The following is a 15,478-nucleotide window of genomic DNA, read 5'->3' as shown; positions in this document are numbered from 1 at the left end:
AATATGCAAGGTGGTTTTGACTCCAACTATTTATGAAATTTTTTAATAAATTCCTCTACCTCAGGAATGCCTCCTTGGTAGATTAGATATCCGTTATAAGGCTCTCGCTCCGTAATCTCACTACAAATAGGTGTTAGCATAATGTCCTTAACTTTACCCAAGTCAGAAGTTTGTCCAAGTGCCCACCCTAGTTTTATGTAGGCCACTTCTGGTAGCATATTTTCTGAAGGTATCATTCCCATGGTCATTAAATCCCGCCCGGTATCATACACGAACATGTTTACATATCCCCACAATGTCTGCACTGTCATATAAATGGCAACTCCCTTTAGTACAGCGCGCTTTATAGCCGGATATAACAGTTTATTTACATGCCCAAGACCAGTGCCAGCAATAACAATTCCTTTATAACCAAGATTAACCATGGCATCGATTATATCAGGGTTCATGTTGGGATAATAGTACAAAAGGGATACTCGCTCCTCAAATACGGGATTTATAATTACGTTTCTGTCATTTCGACGGTGATTGTAATCTTGCCTCAGGGGAGTTATTTTTTGTCTATCTACCATTGCCAGTGGAATGTCTCCAATGGTACGGAAAGTGGAACGGTAGGAAGAGTGCATTTTACGAACCCTTGTACCACGGTGTAACAATCCATATTCATCAGATGTTGGTCCAAACATACATACCATCACCTCAGCAATATCCGAATCTGTAGCAGTTTTAGCAGCATGAATTAGGTTTAGGGTGGCATCTGAAGAAGGTCTATCCGAAGAACGTTGAGAACCTACCATGACAATTGGAATTGGTGAGTTTTGTACCATAAATGATAGAGCCGCTGCTGTATGACTCATAGTATCAGTTCCATGACCAATCATAATTCCATGAGTACCCTTTTTGATTTCCTCACCAATAGCTTCAGCTAATACCTTATACTCAAATGGTCCCATATTTTCAGAGAAAACTGCGAAAAGTTTCTCAGTGCTTAGGTTACAAATATCTGCAAGTTCAGGAACCGCTCCATACAATTCACCAGGAGAAAATGCTGGAATAACTGCTCCGGTTCGGTAATCAAGACGTGAGGCAATAGTGCCTCCAGTGCCTAGCAGCTTGATATTATGCTTGTTCTTTGCGGTTGGGAACTCCCTTTCTGGAATTTTATATTGTATTTCCTTGAAATTATATTCTTTCATATCTTGTATCGTATCCACTGCTATTCCTATGTTATAGCCAGTGGCAAGCTTTATTACTATGTGAACATCATCATCATTTTCAGAGCGAGGAAGTAAAACCCCTTTAAAATCACCTCTTGTAGTTATTATTGCAGCTTCGCTCCAGATGCGCATGTTGAAGTTTTTTAGAACTTCTAGTGCTTTGCCCTTGTAGCCTTTTAAGATATCACTCATTTGCCTATGCCTCCTTTACGAATTACCATTGCAAGTTCATGGAGAGGCATATTTCCAATGGCTTTTTCTTGTAGATTTTTCATAATCCAATTTAACTCTGCTTCCACATTTTTTGTATTTTTCAGCCTTTTAAATCTTTCCTGCATAATTGGGATAAGTGAAATGATACTATCCGCACTACACTTAGAAAAACAAATACTTTTTAACACATACCTCATTTCCATTTTAGGTTGTTTATAGATAACGGGTAGCATCTTGTATATAAGCTCAGATTCTATTTCTTGCTCTTTTACAAAGGCAAAAAGCTTATAAATTATTTCAAAATTAAAGGGCAATTCTGTTTTGAATTTTCCTTGTAGATATTTAATTTTGTGGCCCAATAGAGTGGCTACAAATTTAGGCTCGGTATTAAAATCATCACAAATCTTCACTATAAGGGGTACCAGATTGTATCTGAGAATATAGAAAAAAGTATCCCTTGGTATATTCCAATTATTTAACTTTGTAATTTGAGTGTCAACATCAATAGGCAAATTTCTTCCAGCAATATCAATAAGTTCTTGACTAATGGAAATAGGTGCTGAATCTGTGTCAGGATACATACGATCGGCACCTGGCAGTACACGTTCGAACATAGTAGTACCACTCGCAAAGGATTTACGAGTTTCATTAGGCACTCCATTAAAGGCTAACCTGCAACGTTCTTCAATAGTCTCGAGTGCAGTGTTAATATCATCCTCAGGGCCCCAGAAGAGAATTTGGGCATCACTGACCTTTGAATTAAGTAATTTACTAAGGTATTCAAAATTAATATCCTGATTTACATTATCAAAGTCTTCTGAATGGGTCATATTTGGTTTATCTATACAAGCAATAACCTTCAATCTATCAGAAATTTCATCAGAGAACATTCGACCGGGCCCAGTAAAGAATGACAGTATGTCTTTGAAACCCGGTAGGTTAACCCCAACTAGTTTATGTTGTATACTTAAATTATCTCTAAAGCTTCTAGATACTGTTGTAATGCTGTCGCCCTTAAGAATTACATGATTAATTTTCCAATGATCAAAGTTTGGAATCCTTTTTATAAGATCATTACGGATTTCCAAAAGACTCTTTTGGCGATAAGCTTCATTGTGAACTAATTCAGGAATGTAGCTTATATGAGATACACCTTTAATCTCTACTCTGGTCCCACCATTGATACTAACATTAACATCCGCGCGAGCAGCACCAATGCCTGTCCTTACCTTACCAGTACTACGGTTTAGAAAGCGTATATAGTTGGCAGCTTCAGCCGCTTCATCAGGAGTTTTCATATCAGGATAAGTAACTGTCTCTATAAGTGGCATACCCAAACGATCAGTAGTGTAAACCCTAACATGACCAATGTCTGAAATCTCACGACAAGAATCTTCTTCAATACTTAGCTGAATGATTCTAATTGTCTTATTTTTTAGAGGAATCTGTCCTTCAATACTGATTATGCCTGTACGCTGGAAGCCAGCGGGTATACTTCCATCTAGGTATTGTTTACGAGTGATATGTAACTCCCCCACAATATTTGTTTTAAGAAGCAATGCAACCTCTAAGGCAATTCCTAGAGCCTGCTGATTTATCTTAAAAGGTGGTGTATCATCAATATCATAGGTGCATGTTGTCAAATTGGCAATACGGTACACAATGTTCTTTTTAGTCTTAAACTCCATGAGTGCTGTGCCATCGTATCCACCCATCTCGCTTAAAGTAGGTCTCATATGCCTTACTATCTCGGCATCATATTGCCCATGCTTTTGATATACACCAGCCTTGCAGTGACAAAAAAGTTTCTTTTCTGTCTTTAGTTGTTGGTGGACCTCTAGACCACACATAAATCCCAAATCCTCGTAGACCTTTGGGAGAGTTTGCATAAGAGGGGAATAGCCAATTCTAATTTGGGTTTTCATGAAGTTATTTTCCATTTTTATTTAATCCTCCACAATTAATATATTAGAAACTTAAAGTCATTAGATATCTTTACATAGCTTCTATATTCCAAGAATATTAGATGATAGTACATTAGGAAGCAAGTCCTTGGTCCATTTATATCTATAAGAAGTATATGTTTAGGTTTTTAAAATTATGTGGCTAAACATTCTCAAAAAACTACTCAATATACTGGTTATTCTGTTGTATAATATAATTAATATAAAGGATAGGGTGATGAGATGTTTTTTAACAGTAAAAAGCGGAAAGAAATAAAGGAAAATGAAGCACGACTTATGAGAATTAATGATTTTGAAGTAAGGTATGTAACCACTAGAGATCCAAAAAAATATGGTGAATCTATAATAGGAAAGAGCTGCGTAATAAATATTAGAAGTGGTGAGTTTAATATAATGTGTGATGATAAGCTTATATTTACACATCCAGTAGAAGGTTTACAGTGCTCTGAATTAATGAGTCAAGAAGGAGCAATTTTGAGCTATGTTGATAATGAAACTGGAGAAAATGTAGAGGTTATGGCTTATTATAAGTACCATAGAAAATAAATAAAAAGAATGATAGCTGTGGCCATTAAAGGAGAAGTATATGTGTTCAAACCAATTTAAAAACCTAAGCTAATATAAAAATGTTTTAATTATAGGCATATAAGGATATAATATTAATAACTTGAAAATATTGAAAGATGAAATTATTGGAAGATTATAACAAAATTTTCATTGTAGAAAGGTGAAGTTAAAATGAGTAAGATTGCACTGATTACGGACAGCACTTCCGATGTTGATAAAAAAATGATTGAGAAGTACGATTTAAAAGTACTTCCTCTAAGAATAATATATAAAGACAGAGAGTACATTGACAGAGTAACTATTACCCCAAAAGAGGTTTATGATAATTTTGTATATGAAATCCCCTCAACTTCATTGCCTTCAATGCAGGATATGGAAGATATGTATTTAAAGCTTGAAGTAGAAGGATATACTCATGCCATCGCAGTAATAATATCTGCAAATTTATCAGGCACATATAATACATTGAGATTGGTAAGTGAAAATCACCCATCTATAGAAACTTGTGTTTTTGATTCTAAATCACTAACTATTGGTGAAGCAGCAATTGTTGAAGAATGTGGGGAAATGATAAAATGTGGAAAAAGTTTTGATGAAATTGTAGATGCTCTTCCTGAAATACAAAGTAGAATCTCTGTTTATTACGCAGTGGATACGCTTAAATACCTAATCAAAGGTGGTAGAATCGGAAAAGTTTCTGGTACTATAGGTGAAATATTAAACATAAAACCTATAATTTCAATTAATGAAGATGGCGTGTACTATACTTATGCAAAGGCAAAGGGAAAAAAGAAAGCCATAAGCAAGCTTGTAGATATAGCAAGAGAAGCTCTAGAGCTTACCCCTTGTAAAATTTGGGTTATGCATGGTGGAGCTTATGAAGAAGTAAAGCTATTTTCTGAAACAATTGCGGCGCTTCCAAACATTACAAGATTATCCTTTGGAGAAATAAGTCCAGTAGCAGGAGTTCATACAGGTCCTGGATTACTTGGAATTATTGTAGCAAAAGAACCTCCTACTAAAAATTAATAAATATAGGCTCTATAATAAAAACATGTTTCAAAAACAGAATTTACTAAGGAGTGTCCAAAATGAAAATTCAAGATATAATGTCAGGAGATTTTTCTGCATACCCTGAAGAAACACAAATATTTATGAAGGAATATACTGAAAAACTACGAGAAAATATAAAAGAAGAATTAATACAGGATATATCCTACAAGATGCTTAAGGATATAGACAAAAGCAAAGATTACTTTATGAATGTTTTAACGGATATATTAGATAATGGATATAAAGGTCTAAGTAAAATGTCTACTCAGGCACTTATAGACACATATTTAGAACGAAAAAATGAAGAAGATTTTTTTGTATTATTAGGGAAAGTTAATGAAGAAGTTTAATTATAATTATTTTTTAAAGTTGCTATAAAGCAAAAAACCATTAAATCACAAGATTTAATGGTTTTTTATTTAATTAATTTTAATTTTTAAAGATAAAAACAAATTGATAGAAGCAATGAATGCAGCAACAATGAAAACATATTGATAACCCATAGTTGTCCATAATATGCCACCTACAAAAGGTATTGACATAGCAATTACATGATCAAAGCTCGTACCAGCTGAAAGAGTAGGGATAACGTCTTCAGGACATATAGCAATCTTTTTTATATAAGTAGATCTTGCCATTTCTACTACGCTTAGTGAATTATCTATTACGTAGCACGCCGCAATAATAACTACAGCAGCACTTGGTGAAACTAAATCAGCTGCAAAAGAATACCCCATACAAATGACTATAAGAACTATAGCTTCTAGTGAAAGCACAAATCTTTCTCCTTTTTTGTCTATAGCATTGCCAACGATGGTTCTTGTAAAAATGCTTAATACAGCAATTATTAATCCGAGTAATGCAAAAGTAGGAGGATCGACATGGTACACTTGAATAAGTACCCAGGGCGCAAAGGTTAAAAAAATCTGCTTTCTTGCACCATTAACTACACTAAGGCAGTAATATAGAGTATATTTTTTTTTGAAAACAAGGGTAACCTTTTTTTTCTTAGGCTTTTTAGATTTCATCAGACCAAGAAAAAATGCTGCAAAAATATAAAAAACTGAGGCAAACACAAAAGCTATTTGATAGGTAAGTTTAAAGTATTTAAACCCAAACCATACAATTGCATATCCCACAATAGTTGCAATCAGGTTATATGCACTATACCTTCCTAGTCTTGCTCCATAATTTCCACTTTCAGAAAGATTCATACCAATGCCTGCAGACAAAGGCATAAAAATATGTGTACCAAGGCTAAGTAACATCATCCATAAAAGCATAGTTGCAAAGGAGGGAGAAAACAAACCAAGTCCTAGCATTCCCAGTGCAGCAAATATCATCCCAACAATTGCTATTTTTATGTCCCCAAGGAATGCCAGTATTCCGAGAACTATAACTATTAGAACACCTGGTAGTTCACGAGGAAATTCTACAATACCTCTAGCAGAAGCTGTTAATTTATATGTATCACTTAAAAAGTTATTAAACACAGTTGAGTTTATTCCACTTGCTATTCCTGTAAATAGTCCCACTATTAAAAATAACTTAAAATCTCTATCGTTATTGAACCTACCATAGAGATTTAATAATTTTATTTTTATCCGTTGTTTTTTTATTACGCCCTCATCGCCAAGTTTTTTTTCACTGTCCATAAACCTTATATCCCCCTTAATTCTAACTCAATTAATTATATTATAAAAAATAATAGAATTCAATTAAATCATCCATTGTGCTGAGATATAGTTAAACTAGTACCTAATGGATAACTCTCCGCTTAGAATTGTGTCTTTAGGTTGTGTCCAAGTAGCTTCAATTAAAAAATTTACTTTTAAGCCTGTTTTATAATTAAAAGATATCTCACTATCATGTAACATATGATAATTCTGATAAACCACTAAATTTTTATTAGCTTTATCTTTAATTATAATTGTCCAAATTCCATCTTGAGGCTGTAAAATTTTAGCTGTAATAATTAGTGTTGACCAAAACGTATTGTTGACCCCCGTTTCATAAAGGCCTTTTCCATCATGAATATTTATTTCAAAATCTTGCTGAATATTCCCAACGCTAGAAGTCATAGCTTCCTCACTCATTGAGTTGTTTTTTACATTATTCATTAATTTTTTCATGGATTTTCTCCTCCTTTATTATTTTAGAGAAATGTAAAATTCAATTTAAATATGTGAGATTTACAAGAAAAATTCATTTTAATTTTATTATATGTAAATATATAAAAAGTGTTAATAAAAAAATAAGCAATATAAATCTGAAACTCAGATTTATATTGCTTATTTTTATTTTACATTTAATTAAAATTCATATGCATTTTCACCATGTAGTGAGCTATCAAGGCCTTTAATTTCTTCCTCCTCACTAACTCTTACTGGGTGGAATATATTTAATATTTTTAATATACCAAAAGTAACAACAAAAGCATATACCCCAGTAAATACTACAGCAAATAGTTGAATTAGAAATTGGTGAGTGTCTCCAAACATTAATCCATTAATTCCATTAACCTGAGCCTCAGCAAAGACACCAACTAAAATGGAACCAAGGATACCGCCTACACCATGGACTCCCCAGACATCAAGAGCATCATCCCACTCTAATTTAATTCTAAGCTGTACTGATAAATAGCACACTACAGAAGCCAATATTCCAATAATAACTGCTGCCCAAGGTCTTACATAACCTGCGGCTGGAGTTATAGTTGCAAGGCCTGCAACTGCTCCAGTAAGCGTACCTATTAAAGTTGGTTTCTTTTCGAATTTCCACGATATTATAAGCCAAGTAACCATTGCTATGGAACCAGCGATATCAGTGTTTATGAAGGCTGTAGCTGCAATGCCGTTTGCTGCAAGAGCACTTCCACCATTAAACCCAAACCACCCAAACCATAGCAGGCCTGTACCTAAAGCAACAAATGCAATATTATGTGGTGCAGTATTTTCACCAGGTGAAATCTTTCTCTTTCCTACAAAAAAGACTGAGGCTAGGGCTGCCATGCCTGCACTAACATGAACAACAATACCACCAGCAAAGTCAACTGCACCTAGTTTCTGCAAGAAACCGCCTCCCCACATCCAGTGGCATAGCGGGATATATATAAGTATACTCCAAAGCACAAGAAATTTTAAATAGCTTTTAAAGTTTATTCTATCTGCAAAAGCTCCTGTAATTAGAGCAGGAGTTATTACAGCAAACATCTGCTGATATGTGAAAAATGTTAAAAATGGTATTGTGGGACCGTAGGCTGGATTTGGCGTAATTCCAACTCCTTGCAAGGCAAAATATTTAAGAGAACCTATAATACCATGAATATCTGGACCAAAGGCTAAACTAAATCCACCAAAAACCCAAATGGTGGTAACTACACCCATGGAAATAAAACTCTGCATCATAATTGTGAGAACGTTCTTTTTTCTTACCAATCCACCATAAAAAAATGCAAGCCCTGGTGTCATTAGACAAACAAGTGCTGCGCTTATAAGGACAAAAGCGGTATCGCCTGTATTAATTTGTGACATATAAAATTCCTCCTGTCATAATGTTACTTCGATTTTTATATAGAGCAAAATCTGTGCCAAACTATCGTAAGCCTAGCATTATTTAATTTACCACATTACAAGGTATGAGGAGTAGTCACTACGTTAATAGGATAAATTGCGACAAAAAAAATGAGACAATAATGCGCAGTTGCGACAAAAATGTCTCATTTATCATATTAATCTTCTATACTATATTTTATTATTTTTCTATGGAGAGATCTTCGGCTTATACCTAATAACTCTGAAGCTTTTGTTCTATTACCGTTGCATTGTTTTAGCGCTTTAATTAATACTTCTTTCTCTGCATTATCAATTACAGAATCAAGTGATTCGCACTGTTTTTCTATGGGCTTTGTAGGATTATAATTAGTAATGTAGGAGGGCAGATCCTCCTGTGTTATTATTTCTTTTGAGGTAACCACAACGCATCTCTCTATAATGTTTTCCAATTCTCTTATATTGCCTGGCCAGTTATAATTAATTAGATACTTTAATGCAGCTTCAGTTATTTGTTTTTTCTCTCTACCAGATATTATTGAAGCTTTACTTAAGAAACTATTTGCAAGCTTTAGTATATCTTCCTTCCGTTCTCTTAAGGGTGGTAGATTTATTGGAACAACATTTAATCTATAATATAAATCTTCTCTAAATATTTGCTTTTTTACTAGGTCCTCAAGATTTCTATTGGTGGCTGCTATAATTCTCACATCAATTTTAATAGTCTTTGTGCCACCCAAATGCTCAATTTCTCGCTCTTGAAGCACTCTAAGTAGCTTAACTTGTACATTGGCAGATATATCTCCTATTTCATCTAGAAATATTGAGCCACCATTTGCAAGCTCGAATCTTCCAGGCTTTTTAACTACTGCGCCAGTAAATGCGCCTTTATCGTAACCAAAGAGTTCACTATCTAAAAGAGAATCCGGTATGGCTGCACAATTAACTTTAATAAAGGGTTTATCCTTTCTTGAGCTGAGGAAATGAAGGGAATGGGCAGCTAATTCTTTGCCAGTACCAGTTTCACCATAGATCATAACTGTAGATTTTGTATCTGCCACGTGGGCAATTATATCTATAACTTTTCTCATAGAGATACTATCACTTGATAAGGAATTATTAATATTATTTACACTATTCTTTGAATGTGAATCTAATATATCAGTACTATCAATACTATTGATTAATTTTTTTACTGAGAGTAAAATATCTTCTAAGTTAAATGGTTTTGTAATATAATCCTTAGCACCCATTTTTAAAGCATCAATAGCTGTTTCTAATGTAGCAAAGGCTGTAATCATAATTACTTGAATAGAAATATCTATTTCTCTTATTTTATTGAGTAGTTCTATTCCACTCATACCCGGCATTTTAATATCAGTTATAACTACATCAACTTGAAATGTATCTATAATATGTAAAGCCTCTTCAGCATTAGAAGCAATATGAGTTATATAATTTTCTTTTAGAAAAATTTTCTGTAAAAGCTTTCTAACATTTTCTTCATCATCTACTATTAATATAGAGTATTTTGTCATAAAATCACCATCCTATATTTGAGGTCCAGGTAGCTTAATTGTAAATTTAGTACCTACTTCGGGAGTACTTAAAACTTCTATAACTCCTTTATGATTTTCAACTATTCTAGAGCAAATTGCAAGACCGAGTCCAGTTCCTTTAGTTTTTGTTGTAAAGAAAGGTTCAAATATTTTATCATGGTTACCATCAGAAATTCCAAACCCAGTATCTTGAAGCGTAATTTCTATTATATTAGATGCTTCAAGAAAAACCGAATGAATTGTTAATATTCCGCCATCAGGCATAGCTTGAATAGCATTCATTGAAATATTTAATATGACTTGTTCTATTTGTTCAAAATCAAATGGGATGAGGGGAACATTAGTTATATTCATTATTATACCTATATTTTCAGGGAGCATTTCTTTACTTATAAGCTTTACTACAAGCTTTAAAACTTCATTGATATTGCACAATTCAAGATTTAATTCCTTTGGCCTTGCAAAGTCCAAAAACCTATCAATAATTGTATTTAGCCTATCTACTTCATCAATTACTATTGATATGTCTTCATTAAGGACACTAGATTCACCAAGCTCCGACTTTATATACTGTGCATACCCTTTTATGGAGGTGAGGGGATTTCTTAATTCGTGAGCCATTCCTGCAGACATAGCACCTAGGGACTCTAAATTCTTAGCTCTTATAGCGCTTTCTTCTAATTGTTTTATCTCTTCAACGCTTCGAAAAACTCCAATTACCCCAAGAATTTTTCCGTTTACATCTTTCTGTAGCGAGGTATTGATCATTATAGGAGTTTCAATTCCCATGTTACCTTTAATTTTTATTATATGCTTTATATATATTATATCCTTTTCAAGTCCCTGAAGTAATAATCTAATTATTGGAAGTAGCATTATATCAAAAGGATCTGTAACACTTTTATTCAAAACATCTTTTTCGTTTATACCTGTTATATTGCTAGCCTCATGGTTAAACGTAGTAATTTTAGCCATGTTGTCTATAGTGATTAGGGCACTTGGAATATTTTTAAAAAATTCTCCGGTGTACTGCCTTATTTCCGCTAGTGAAGCTGCTTCGCCTGAAATTTGTATTATTTGTTGCATCATAGCCTTAAGATTATCCAAAACAATGTTAAAAGATTCTGCTAGACTCCCTATTTCGTCACCACTTTCTATCTTTATATTTTTTCCAATGTATCCTTCAGCTATATTTTGTGTTTGTTTAACCAAGGTCTTAATTGGTTTAGTTATTTTTATTGATAAAAGTGAGACTAGGATAAATACAATTAGCACTGAAAAAATCACTATTACAATTGTATAATTTCTAAGACTATAGGTGATTTTAAAAGCTTCATTTACAGGTTCTTCTACTACTATATTCCATGTATTCTTTTGAGTTTTATATTTGCTTATAGGATAGTAGGCAGAAAAATATTTTATGTGGTTATGTATAGTGAAAGATGTTTCATTATTTTCAGTGGTAAATGTTCGCGCATTTTCCATGTCATTTGAGGGATTAAAAATACTACTTCCCTGTTTATCTGCAATATAAGCATATCCCTTAACACCTAAGTGTACATTTTTTACAATGTCTGAAATTGCATTGAAATTCATTCTCTCAACAACCGCACCACTAACTTTATTGCTTACATCTATGATTGGTGAGGCATAATATACTCCGTAGGATTTTGTATCAGGAAAATATATAAAATCAGATACGAAATTTTCACCTTGTAGCACTCTAGGTAAGAATTTTTTGTAACCATAATCATTTTCTGGTTTTCCAGAAAATAATTCAATATTACCCACAGCATCAGTAATGAAAATATAATCATAAGCCTTATAAGCGTTTCTTACACTATTTAAATATTGTAGCTTTACATCTTTTTTCATCTGTCCTTTTTTTAGAAGGGGAGATGTTACCATAACTTGAATATCTTCATATCTTTCTAGCATGTATCGCTCTATTTTATTTGAGGTTTCTTCAGCTAAAGTAATGAATTCTTTTTCTTTTGAAAAATCAATAGCATCTTTAGTACTTCTAAAAAACAAGAAACCTACGCTAATAAATAATACAGTAGCAAGTATTGTAAAAAACATCATCAATTTAATTTGCATAGAATTTTTTCTTAATTTCATTTTCATCATCCTTTATAGAGATAAGCATTATCCATAGTATATTTGTTACAATAAAAGCATAAAAAAGCTTACTTTTACATTGGAAATGAGTTTATATACATACTATATATTATATATATAATTCACCATAAAGATATATATATTAAGACATTACATTTACTAATTATCATAGATTTTATAATAAACAAAAGGGTGTTAGTGTGTCTAAAGTGGTTTTACTCTGTGGATTAGTCACTGGGTATTTTTTAAATATAATTATAAAAAAATTTCTTTCATAGTTAGTGGCAATGAAAAAACTGAAGCCTTAGTTTTAGATTCTATACTTATTGTTGTTTCTTTTATTGATATGGAGCATCAAATTATTCCAAACAAAATAATTGGTTTTACATTAGCAATGGGTGTTCTTTGTTCATTTATTAATAATATCTCTTTTATAAATGCTGTAGTGGGAATGCTACTTGTGGAGGATTACTTCTTATATTAGCACTAGTCCCTGGTGCTTTAGGTGGTGGAGATATTAAATTGATGTTTGTGCTTGGAATATTTTTGGGGGCAAAAGGAGTTTTAATTGCACTGTTTTTAGCCTTTGTTATAGCCTCTATAATAAGCATATTATTATTGCTCTTTAAAATAAAAAAAAGAAAAGATCATATACCTTTTGGCCCTTTTTTAGCACTAGGGAGTTTTATAGCCTTCCATTTTTTTAGTATTATTTGATAGTTAATTTTAATGTGATTTTTAATTTAATAATAGTAAAAAAATAAAATCATATTGAAAGTGTTAATTGCTATTATGAAATGAAGATATTAGACGATATATCTATTGTAGATAAAATATTTCTTGTAATCTATGGTTTTAAAATTCTACAAGGATATAATATAAAAATTTTATTTATTATTAAAAAAATCAATAAAAGCAGGTGATATAATAATGAATAATTTAAGTATAGATATTGGTAATATTAATGACATTATAAAAAAAATTATTAAACAGATAAGTAATAGCCGCGAACAAATTCTTGAAATAGTTGATAATGTAAGGATAGAGTATGAAATTCAAAAATCAGAGCTTTTGTTAATCAAAGCAAATATAGATATGGTTATTAATGAAGTTGACTCACTTGAAGCACAGGATAAACTTATGCGTAAAAAACTAGTGGAGGTTTCAAAGAAATTTAACTCATTAAACGAGGAGGAAATTAAATTTGTATATGAAAGTGCTTCGGATATTAGAGTAAAGTTTATTATGAAGCAAAATGATGAAAAGCGGCTTAGAGAAAGAAGAGATGCGCTGGAAATAGTATTGAAAAAGTCTATAAAAAATCTAGATAATTCAGAAAAAGTAATTAATCAAATAAGTATTGCTATGGGATATTTAGAGGGCGACATACTTTCAGTTTTAGAGGGAGCTGACAAAAGCTCTGAAATGTTTATTGGAATTAAAATATTAGAAGCCCAAGAAAATGAGAGAAAGAGAATATCAAGGGACATTCATGATGGGCCAGCACAACACATTGCCAATCTTATTATGAAAGCAGATATATGTACTATAATTATTCAAAAGGATTTACATGAAGGACTAAAAGAATTATCTGATTTAAAAGAAAGTGTAAAAGTGGCCTTAAAAGAGGTTAGAAGTATAATTTTTGATTTAAGACCTATGACATTAGATGATTTAGGGTTAAATAAAACAATTGAACAAGCTGTAAAATCCATTTCTGAAGATTTTAGTATGGATGTTAAGTTAAAATTGAAACCTATGGACACAGAGGTAGAATCCATTATTCAAGTAGCAGTTTTTCGGATTGTTCAGGAAATTTTTAATAATATAAAAAAACATTCCAAAGCAAAGCATGTGGAGGTCAAATTAGATTTTGGTACAAAATATTTAAGGCTACTCATATCAGATGACGGCATTGGCTTCAATGTGGAAGAAACTTTAAAAAGAGTAAAAACCAAAGGAACTTCTTATGGACTTATTGGAATATTGGATAGAGTGAACCAATTACAAGGCCGAATTCATATAGAATCGTCAACGGGAGCGGGCTGCACTTATAATGTAGTGATTCCAGTTAATCGGGAGGTGATTAAAGATGAAAAAAGAGGAAATTAAAGTATTAATAGCAGATGACCACGATCTCATTAGACAAGGGTTAATGAGAATAATCAGTTTTGAGGATGATATAATTATCGTTGGAGAGGCTGAAAATGGTGAGAAGGTGCTTGATATGTTAAAGAGTTGTGAACCAGATGTCATATTATTAGATATGAAAATGCCTTTAATGGATGGGCTTGAAGTTCTCCAAAGGGTAAAGGAAAAATTAAAGAGTATAAAAATAATCATGCTGACGGTGGAAAATGACATGACTTTTATTCTAGACGCTATTAATAATGGAGCAGATGGATATGTACTTAAAGATTCTGCAGGCACAGAAATTGTGGAGGCTATCAGAACTGTATATGGGGGAGACAAATATATTGATAAATTATTAGTTTCTGCTCTGTTTTCGGGGTTTAAAATAAAGGAAAAAAATAAGCAGTGTATCCTAGATTCCTTATCAAAAAGAGAAATTGAAGTTTTATTATATATTTCAAAAGGATTAAGCAATAAAGATATTGGAGAACGTCTGTTTATATCAGAAAAAACAGTGAAGAACTACGCCACAAACTTGTTTAGAAAAATAGGAGCACATGATCGTGTTCATGCCGCTATTTTTGCTCTAGATCAGCACATTCAGCTTTATTATGAATCTAAATTTCAGGAATAATTGTGGTTATGGTAGCTTTCTAAGCTATAGTATCGGAGCTGATTTTTTGAAGGCACTTACTATTTCGATAGTTATAATGCTACTTATTAGTACAATTTTTAATTTCTACCTTTCAAAAAAAATAAGTACAAGGAAAAAAATGATTGTAAGGGAATTACCTTATACACTGGATTGTCTTTTGATGGTGCCATGGCCAGGGCCATTGCAATAAGTAGCAAGAGAGTCAGCTATGAAAGCACCAATTAAAATGTTAAAAATGTTCTAGAGGTGATAATGTGGTTAAAGTTTTAAAATATAATGACGATAGTATAATTGATGTATTCATAGCTGATGCGTATGCTAAAAGGCTCCTTTTAAACATTTGACTGCATTGTATTAGTCTATTTAAAAAAATATATGGTTTTAAAAGATTTAATGTGAAAAGTGAATTATATTTTTAATTCATTATGAATTTTTTTTATTAATA

The 15,478-nt window shown here is 32.4% G+C and carries 15 protein-coding genes; 7 read left to right on the top strand and 8 right to left on the bottom strand.

All coding sequences use genetic code 11. From position 1 onward, the window contains the following. Nucleotides 1-26 precede the first annotated feature (26 nt). Both gatD and gatE read right to left on the bottom strand, forming a co-directional pair. Nucleotides 27-1,409: a Glu-tRNA(Gln) amidotransferase subunit GatD gene (gene gatD, locus G9F72_RS15390; protein WP_164955533.1), complete on the bottom strand. Its 1,383-nt coding sequence runs from the start codon at nucleotides 1,407-1,409 to the stop codon at nucleotides 27-29. Continuing rightward, nucleotides 1,406-3,370 carry a Glu-tRNA(Gln) amidotransferase subunit GatE gene (gatE, locus tag G9F72_RS15385; protein WP_164955532.1) on the bottom strand — a complete coding sequence of 655 codons (1,965 nt, stop codon included), beginning with the start codon at nucleotides 3,368-3,370 and terminating at the stop codon, nucleotides 1,406-1,408. The genes gatD and gatE overlap by 4 nt, the downstream gene beginning before the upstream one ends. A 246-nt stretch (nucleotides 3,371-3,616) precedes the next feature. Here gatE and G9F72_RS15380 point away from each other — a divergent pair, with 246 nt between their 5' ends. From G9F72_RS15380 to G9F72_RS15370, 3 genes are all read left to right on the top strand, one after another. After that, complete coding sequence (locus G9F72_RS15380) at nucleotides 3,617-3,940, top strand: hypothetical protein (RefSeq protein WP_164955531.1); 324 nt, start codon at nucleotides 3,617-3,619, stop codon at nucleotides 3,938-3,940. A 192-nt stretch (nucleotides 3,941-4,132) separates the two neighbouring features. After that, nucleotides 4,133-4,990 carry a DegV family protein gene (locus tag G9F72_RS15375; protein ID WP_164955530.1) on the top strand — a complete coding sequence of 286 codons (858 nt, stop codon included), beginning with the start codon at nucleotides 4,133-4,135 and terminating at the stop codon, nucleotides 4,988-4,990. A 62-nt stretch (nucleotides 4,991-5,052) separates the two neighbouring features. Beyond that, on the top strand, nucleotides 5,053-5,364 hold the full coding sequence (locus G9F72_RS15370; protein ID WP_164955529.1) for a hypothetical protein: 312 nt from the start codon (nucleotides 5,053-5,055) through the stop codon (nucleotides 5,362-5,364). A 69-nt stretch (nucleotides 5,365-5,433) separates the two neighbouring features. Here the strand turns inward: G9F72_RS15370 and G9F72_RS15365 are convergent, their stop codons facing one another. The 5 genes from G9F72_RS15365 to G9F72_RS15345 form a co-directional block, all read right to left on the bottom strand. Beyond that, nucleotides 5,434-6,669 (bottom strand): MFS transporter, encoded by a 1,236-nt coding sequence (locus G9F72_RS15365; RefSeq protein ID WP_164955528.1) that lies wholly within the window; start codon nucleotides 6,667-6,669, stop codon nucleotides 5,434-5,436. 96 nt (nucleotides 6,670-6,765) lie between these two features. After that, nucleotides 6,766-7,146: a hypothetical protein gene (locus tag G9F72_RS15360; protein WP_164955527.1), complete on the bottom strand. Its 381-nt coding sequence runs from the start codon at nucleotides 7,144-7,146 to the stop codon at nucleotides 6,766-6,768. Nucleotides 7,147-7,326: 180 nt separating this feature from the next. After that, a complete protein-coding gene (locus tag G9F72_RS15355) occupies nucleotides 7,327-8,547 on the bottom strand; it encodes an ammonium transporter (protein ID WP_164955526.1) in 1,221 nt (406 codons plus the stop codon). Between the two features lie 197 nt (nucleotides 8,548-8,744). Continuing rightward, the gene (locus G9F72_RS15350) at nucleotides 8,745-10,103 is read right to left on the bottom strand and encodes a sigma-54-dependent transcriptional regulator (protein WP_164955525.1); all 1,359 of its coding nucleotides are present in this window, start codon (nucleotides 10,101-10,103) and stop codon (nucleotides 8,745-8,747) included. Nucleotides 10,104-10,115: 12 nt separating this feature from the next. Beyond that, the gene (locus G9F72_RS15345) at nucleotides 10,116-12,245 is read right to left on the bottom strand and encodes an ATP-binding protein (RefSeq protein WP_164955524.1); all 2,130 of its coding nucleotides are present in this window, start codon (nucleotides 12,243-12,245) and stop codon (nucleotides 10,116-10,118) included. A 346-nt stretch (nucleotides 12,246-12,591) separates the two neighbouring features. On the opposite strand from G9F72_RS15345, the gene G9F72_RS27645 reads away from it, so the two are divergent. After that, complete coding sequence (locus tag G9F72_RS27645; RefSeq protein ID WP_164955523.1) at nucleotides 12,592-12,729, top strand: hypothetical protein; 138 nt, start codon at nucleotides 12,592-12,594, stop codon at nucleotides 12,727-12,729. On the opposite strand, the gene G9F72_RS27140 is transcribed toward G9F72_RS27645, so the two are convergent. After that, on the bottom strand, nucleotides 12,677-12,856 hold the full coding sequence (locus G9F72_RS27140) for a hypothetical protein (RefSeq protein ID WP_263486936.1): 180 nt from the start codon (nucleotides 12,854-12,856) through the stop codon (nucleotides 12,677-12,679). The two genes, G9F72_RS27645 and G9F72_RS27140, sit on opposite strands and share 53 nt — an antisense overlap. Here G9F72_RS27140 and G9F72_RS27640 point away from each other — a divergent pair. From G9F72_RS27640 to G9F72_RS15330, 3 genes are all read left to right on the top strand, one after another. After that, complete coding sequence (locus G9F72_RS27640; protein WP_411955959.1) at nucleotides 12,771-12,962, top strand: hypothetical protein; 192 nt, start codon at nucleotides 12,771-12,773, stop codon at nucleotides 12,960-12,962. The genes G9F72_RS27140 and G9F72_RS27640 overlap by 86 nt on opposite strands. Nucleotides 12,963-13,175: 213 nt before the next feature. Continuing rightward, nucleotides 13,176-14,357, top strand: coding sequence for a sensor histidine kinase (locus G9F72_RS15335; protein ID WP_164955522.1), 1,182 nt, complete (start codon nucleotides 13,176-13,178; stop codon nucleotides 14,355-14,357). Then, nucleotides 14,338-15,012: a response regulator gene (locus G9F72_RS15330; protein WP_164955521.1), complete on the top strand. Its 675-nt coding sequence runs from the start codon at nucleotides 14,338-14,340 to the stop codon at nucleotides 15,010-15,012. The genes G9F72_RS15335 and G9F72_RS15330 overlap by 20 nt, the downstream gene beginning before the upstream one ends. Nucleotides 15,013-15,478 lie beyond the last annotated feature (466 nt).

Origin of the sequence: Clostridium estertheticum (assembly GCF_011065935.2) — a bacterium.
GTDB lineage: Bacteria > Bacillota > Clostridia > Clostridiales > Clostridiaceae > Clostridium_AD > Clostridium_AD estertheticum_A.
Note: the sequence above shows the minus strand (reverse complement) of the source record. Positions and strands in the feature narration are given on the sequence as shown.

What these genes read in the sequence shown, in the direction of transcription:
- gatD (WP_164955533.1), bottom strand. Translation starts at nt 1,409, where the DNA reads ATGAGTGATATCTTAAAAGGCTACAAGGGCAAAGCACTAGAAGTTCTA.
- gatE (WP_164955532.1), bottom strand. Translation starts at nt 3,370, where the DNA reads ATGGAAAATAACTTCATGAAAACCCAAATTAGAATTGGCTATTCCCCT.
- G9F72_RS15380 (WP_164955531.1), top strand. Translation starts at nt 3,617, where the DNA reads ATGTTTTTTAACAGTAAAAAGCGGAAAGAAATAAAGGAAAATGAAGCA.
- G9F72_RS15375 (WP_164955530.1), top strand. Translation starts at nt 4,133, where the DNA reads ATGAGTAAGATTGCACTGATTACGGACAGCACTTCCGATGTTGATAAA.
- G9F72_RS15370 (WP_164955529.1), top strand. Translation starts at nt 5,053, where the DNA reads ATGAAAATTCAAGATATAATGTCAGGAGATTTTTCTGCATACCCTGAA.
- G9F72_RS15365 (WP_164955528.1), bottom strand. Translation starts at nt 6,669, where the DNA reads ATGGACAGTGAAAAAAAACTTGGCGATGAGGGCGTAATAAAAAAACAA.
- G9F72_RS15360 (WP_164955527.1), bottom strand. Translation starts at nt 7,146, where the DNA reads ATGAAAAAATTAATGAATAATGTAAAAAACAACTCAATGAGTGAGGAA.
- G9F72_RS15355 (WP_164955526.1), bottom strand. Translation starts at nt 8,547, where the DNA reads ATGTCACAAATTAATACAGGCGATACCGCTTTTGTCCTTATAAGCGCA.
- G9F72_RS15350 (WP_164955525.1), bottom strand. Translation starts at nt 10,103, where the DNA reads ATGACAAAATACTCTATATTAATAGTAGATGATGAAGAAAATGTTAGA.
- G9F72_RS15345 (WP_164955524.1), bottom strand. Translation starts at nt 12,245, where the DNA reads ATGAAATTAAGAAAAAATTCTATGCAAATTAAATTGATGATGTTTTTT.
- G9F72_RS27645 (WP_164955523.1), top strand. Translation starts at nt 12,592, where the DNA reads ATGGAGCATCAAATTATTCCAAACAAAATAATTGGTTTTACATTAGCA.
- G9F72_RS27640 (WP_411955959.1), top strand. Translation starts at nt 12,771, where the DNA reads ATGTTTGTGCTTGGAATATTTTTGGGGGCAAAAGGAGTTTTAATTGCA.
- G9F72_RS27140 (WP_263486936.1), bottom strand. Translation starts at nt 12,856, where the DNA reads ATGCTTATTATAGAGGCTATAACAAAGGCTAAAAACAGTGCAATTAAA.
- G9F72_RS15335 (WP_164955522.1), top strand. Translation starts at nt 13,176, where the DNA reads ATGAATAATTTAAGTATAGATATTGGTAATATTAATGACATTATAAAA.
- G9F72_RS15330 (WP_164955521.1), top strand. Translation starts at nt 14,338, where the DNA reads ATGAAAAAAGAGGAAATTAAAGTATTAATAGCAGATGACCACGATCTC.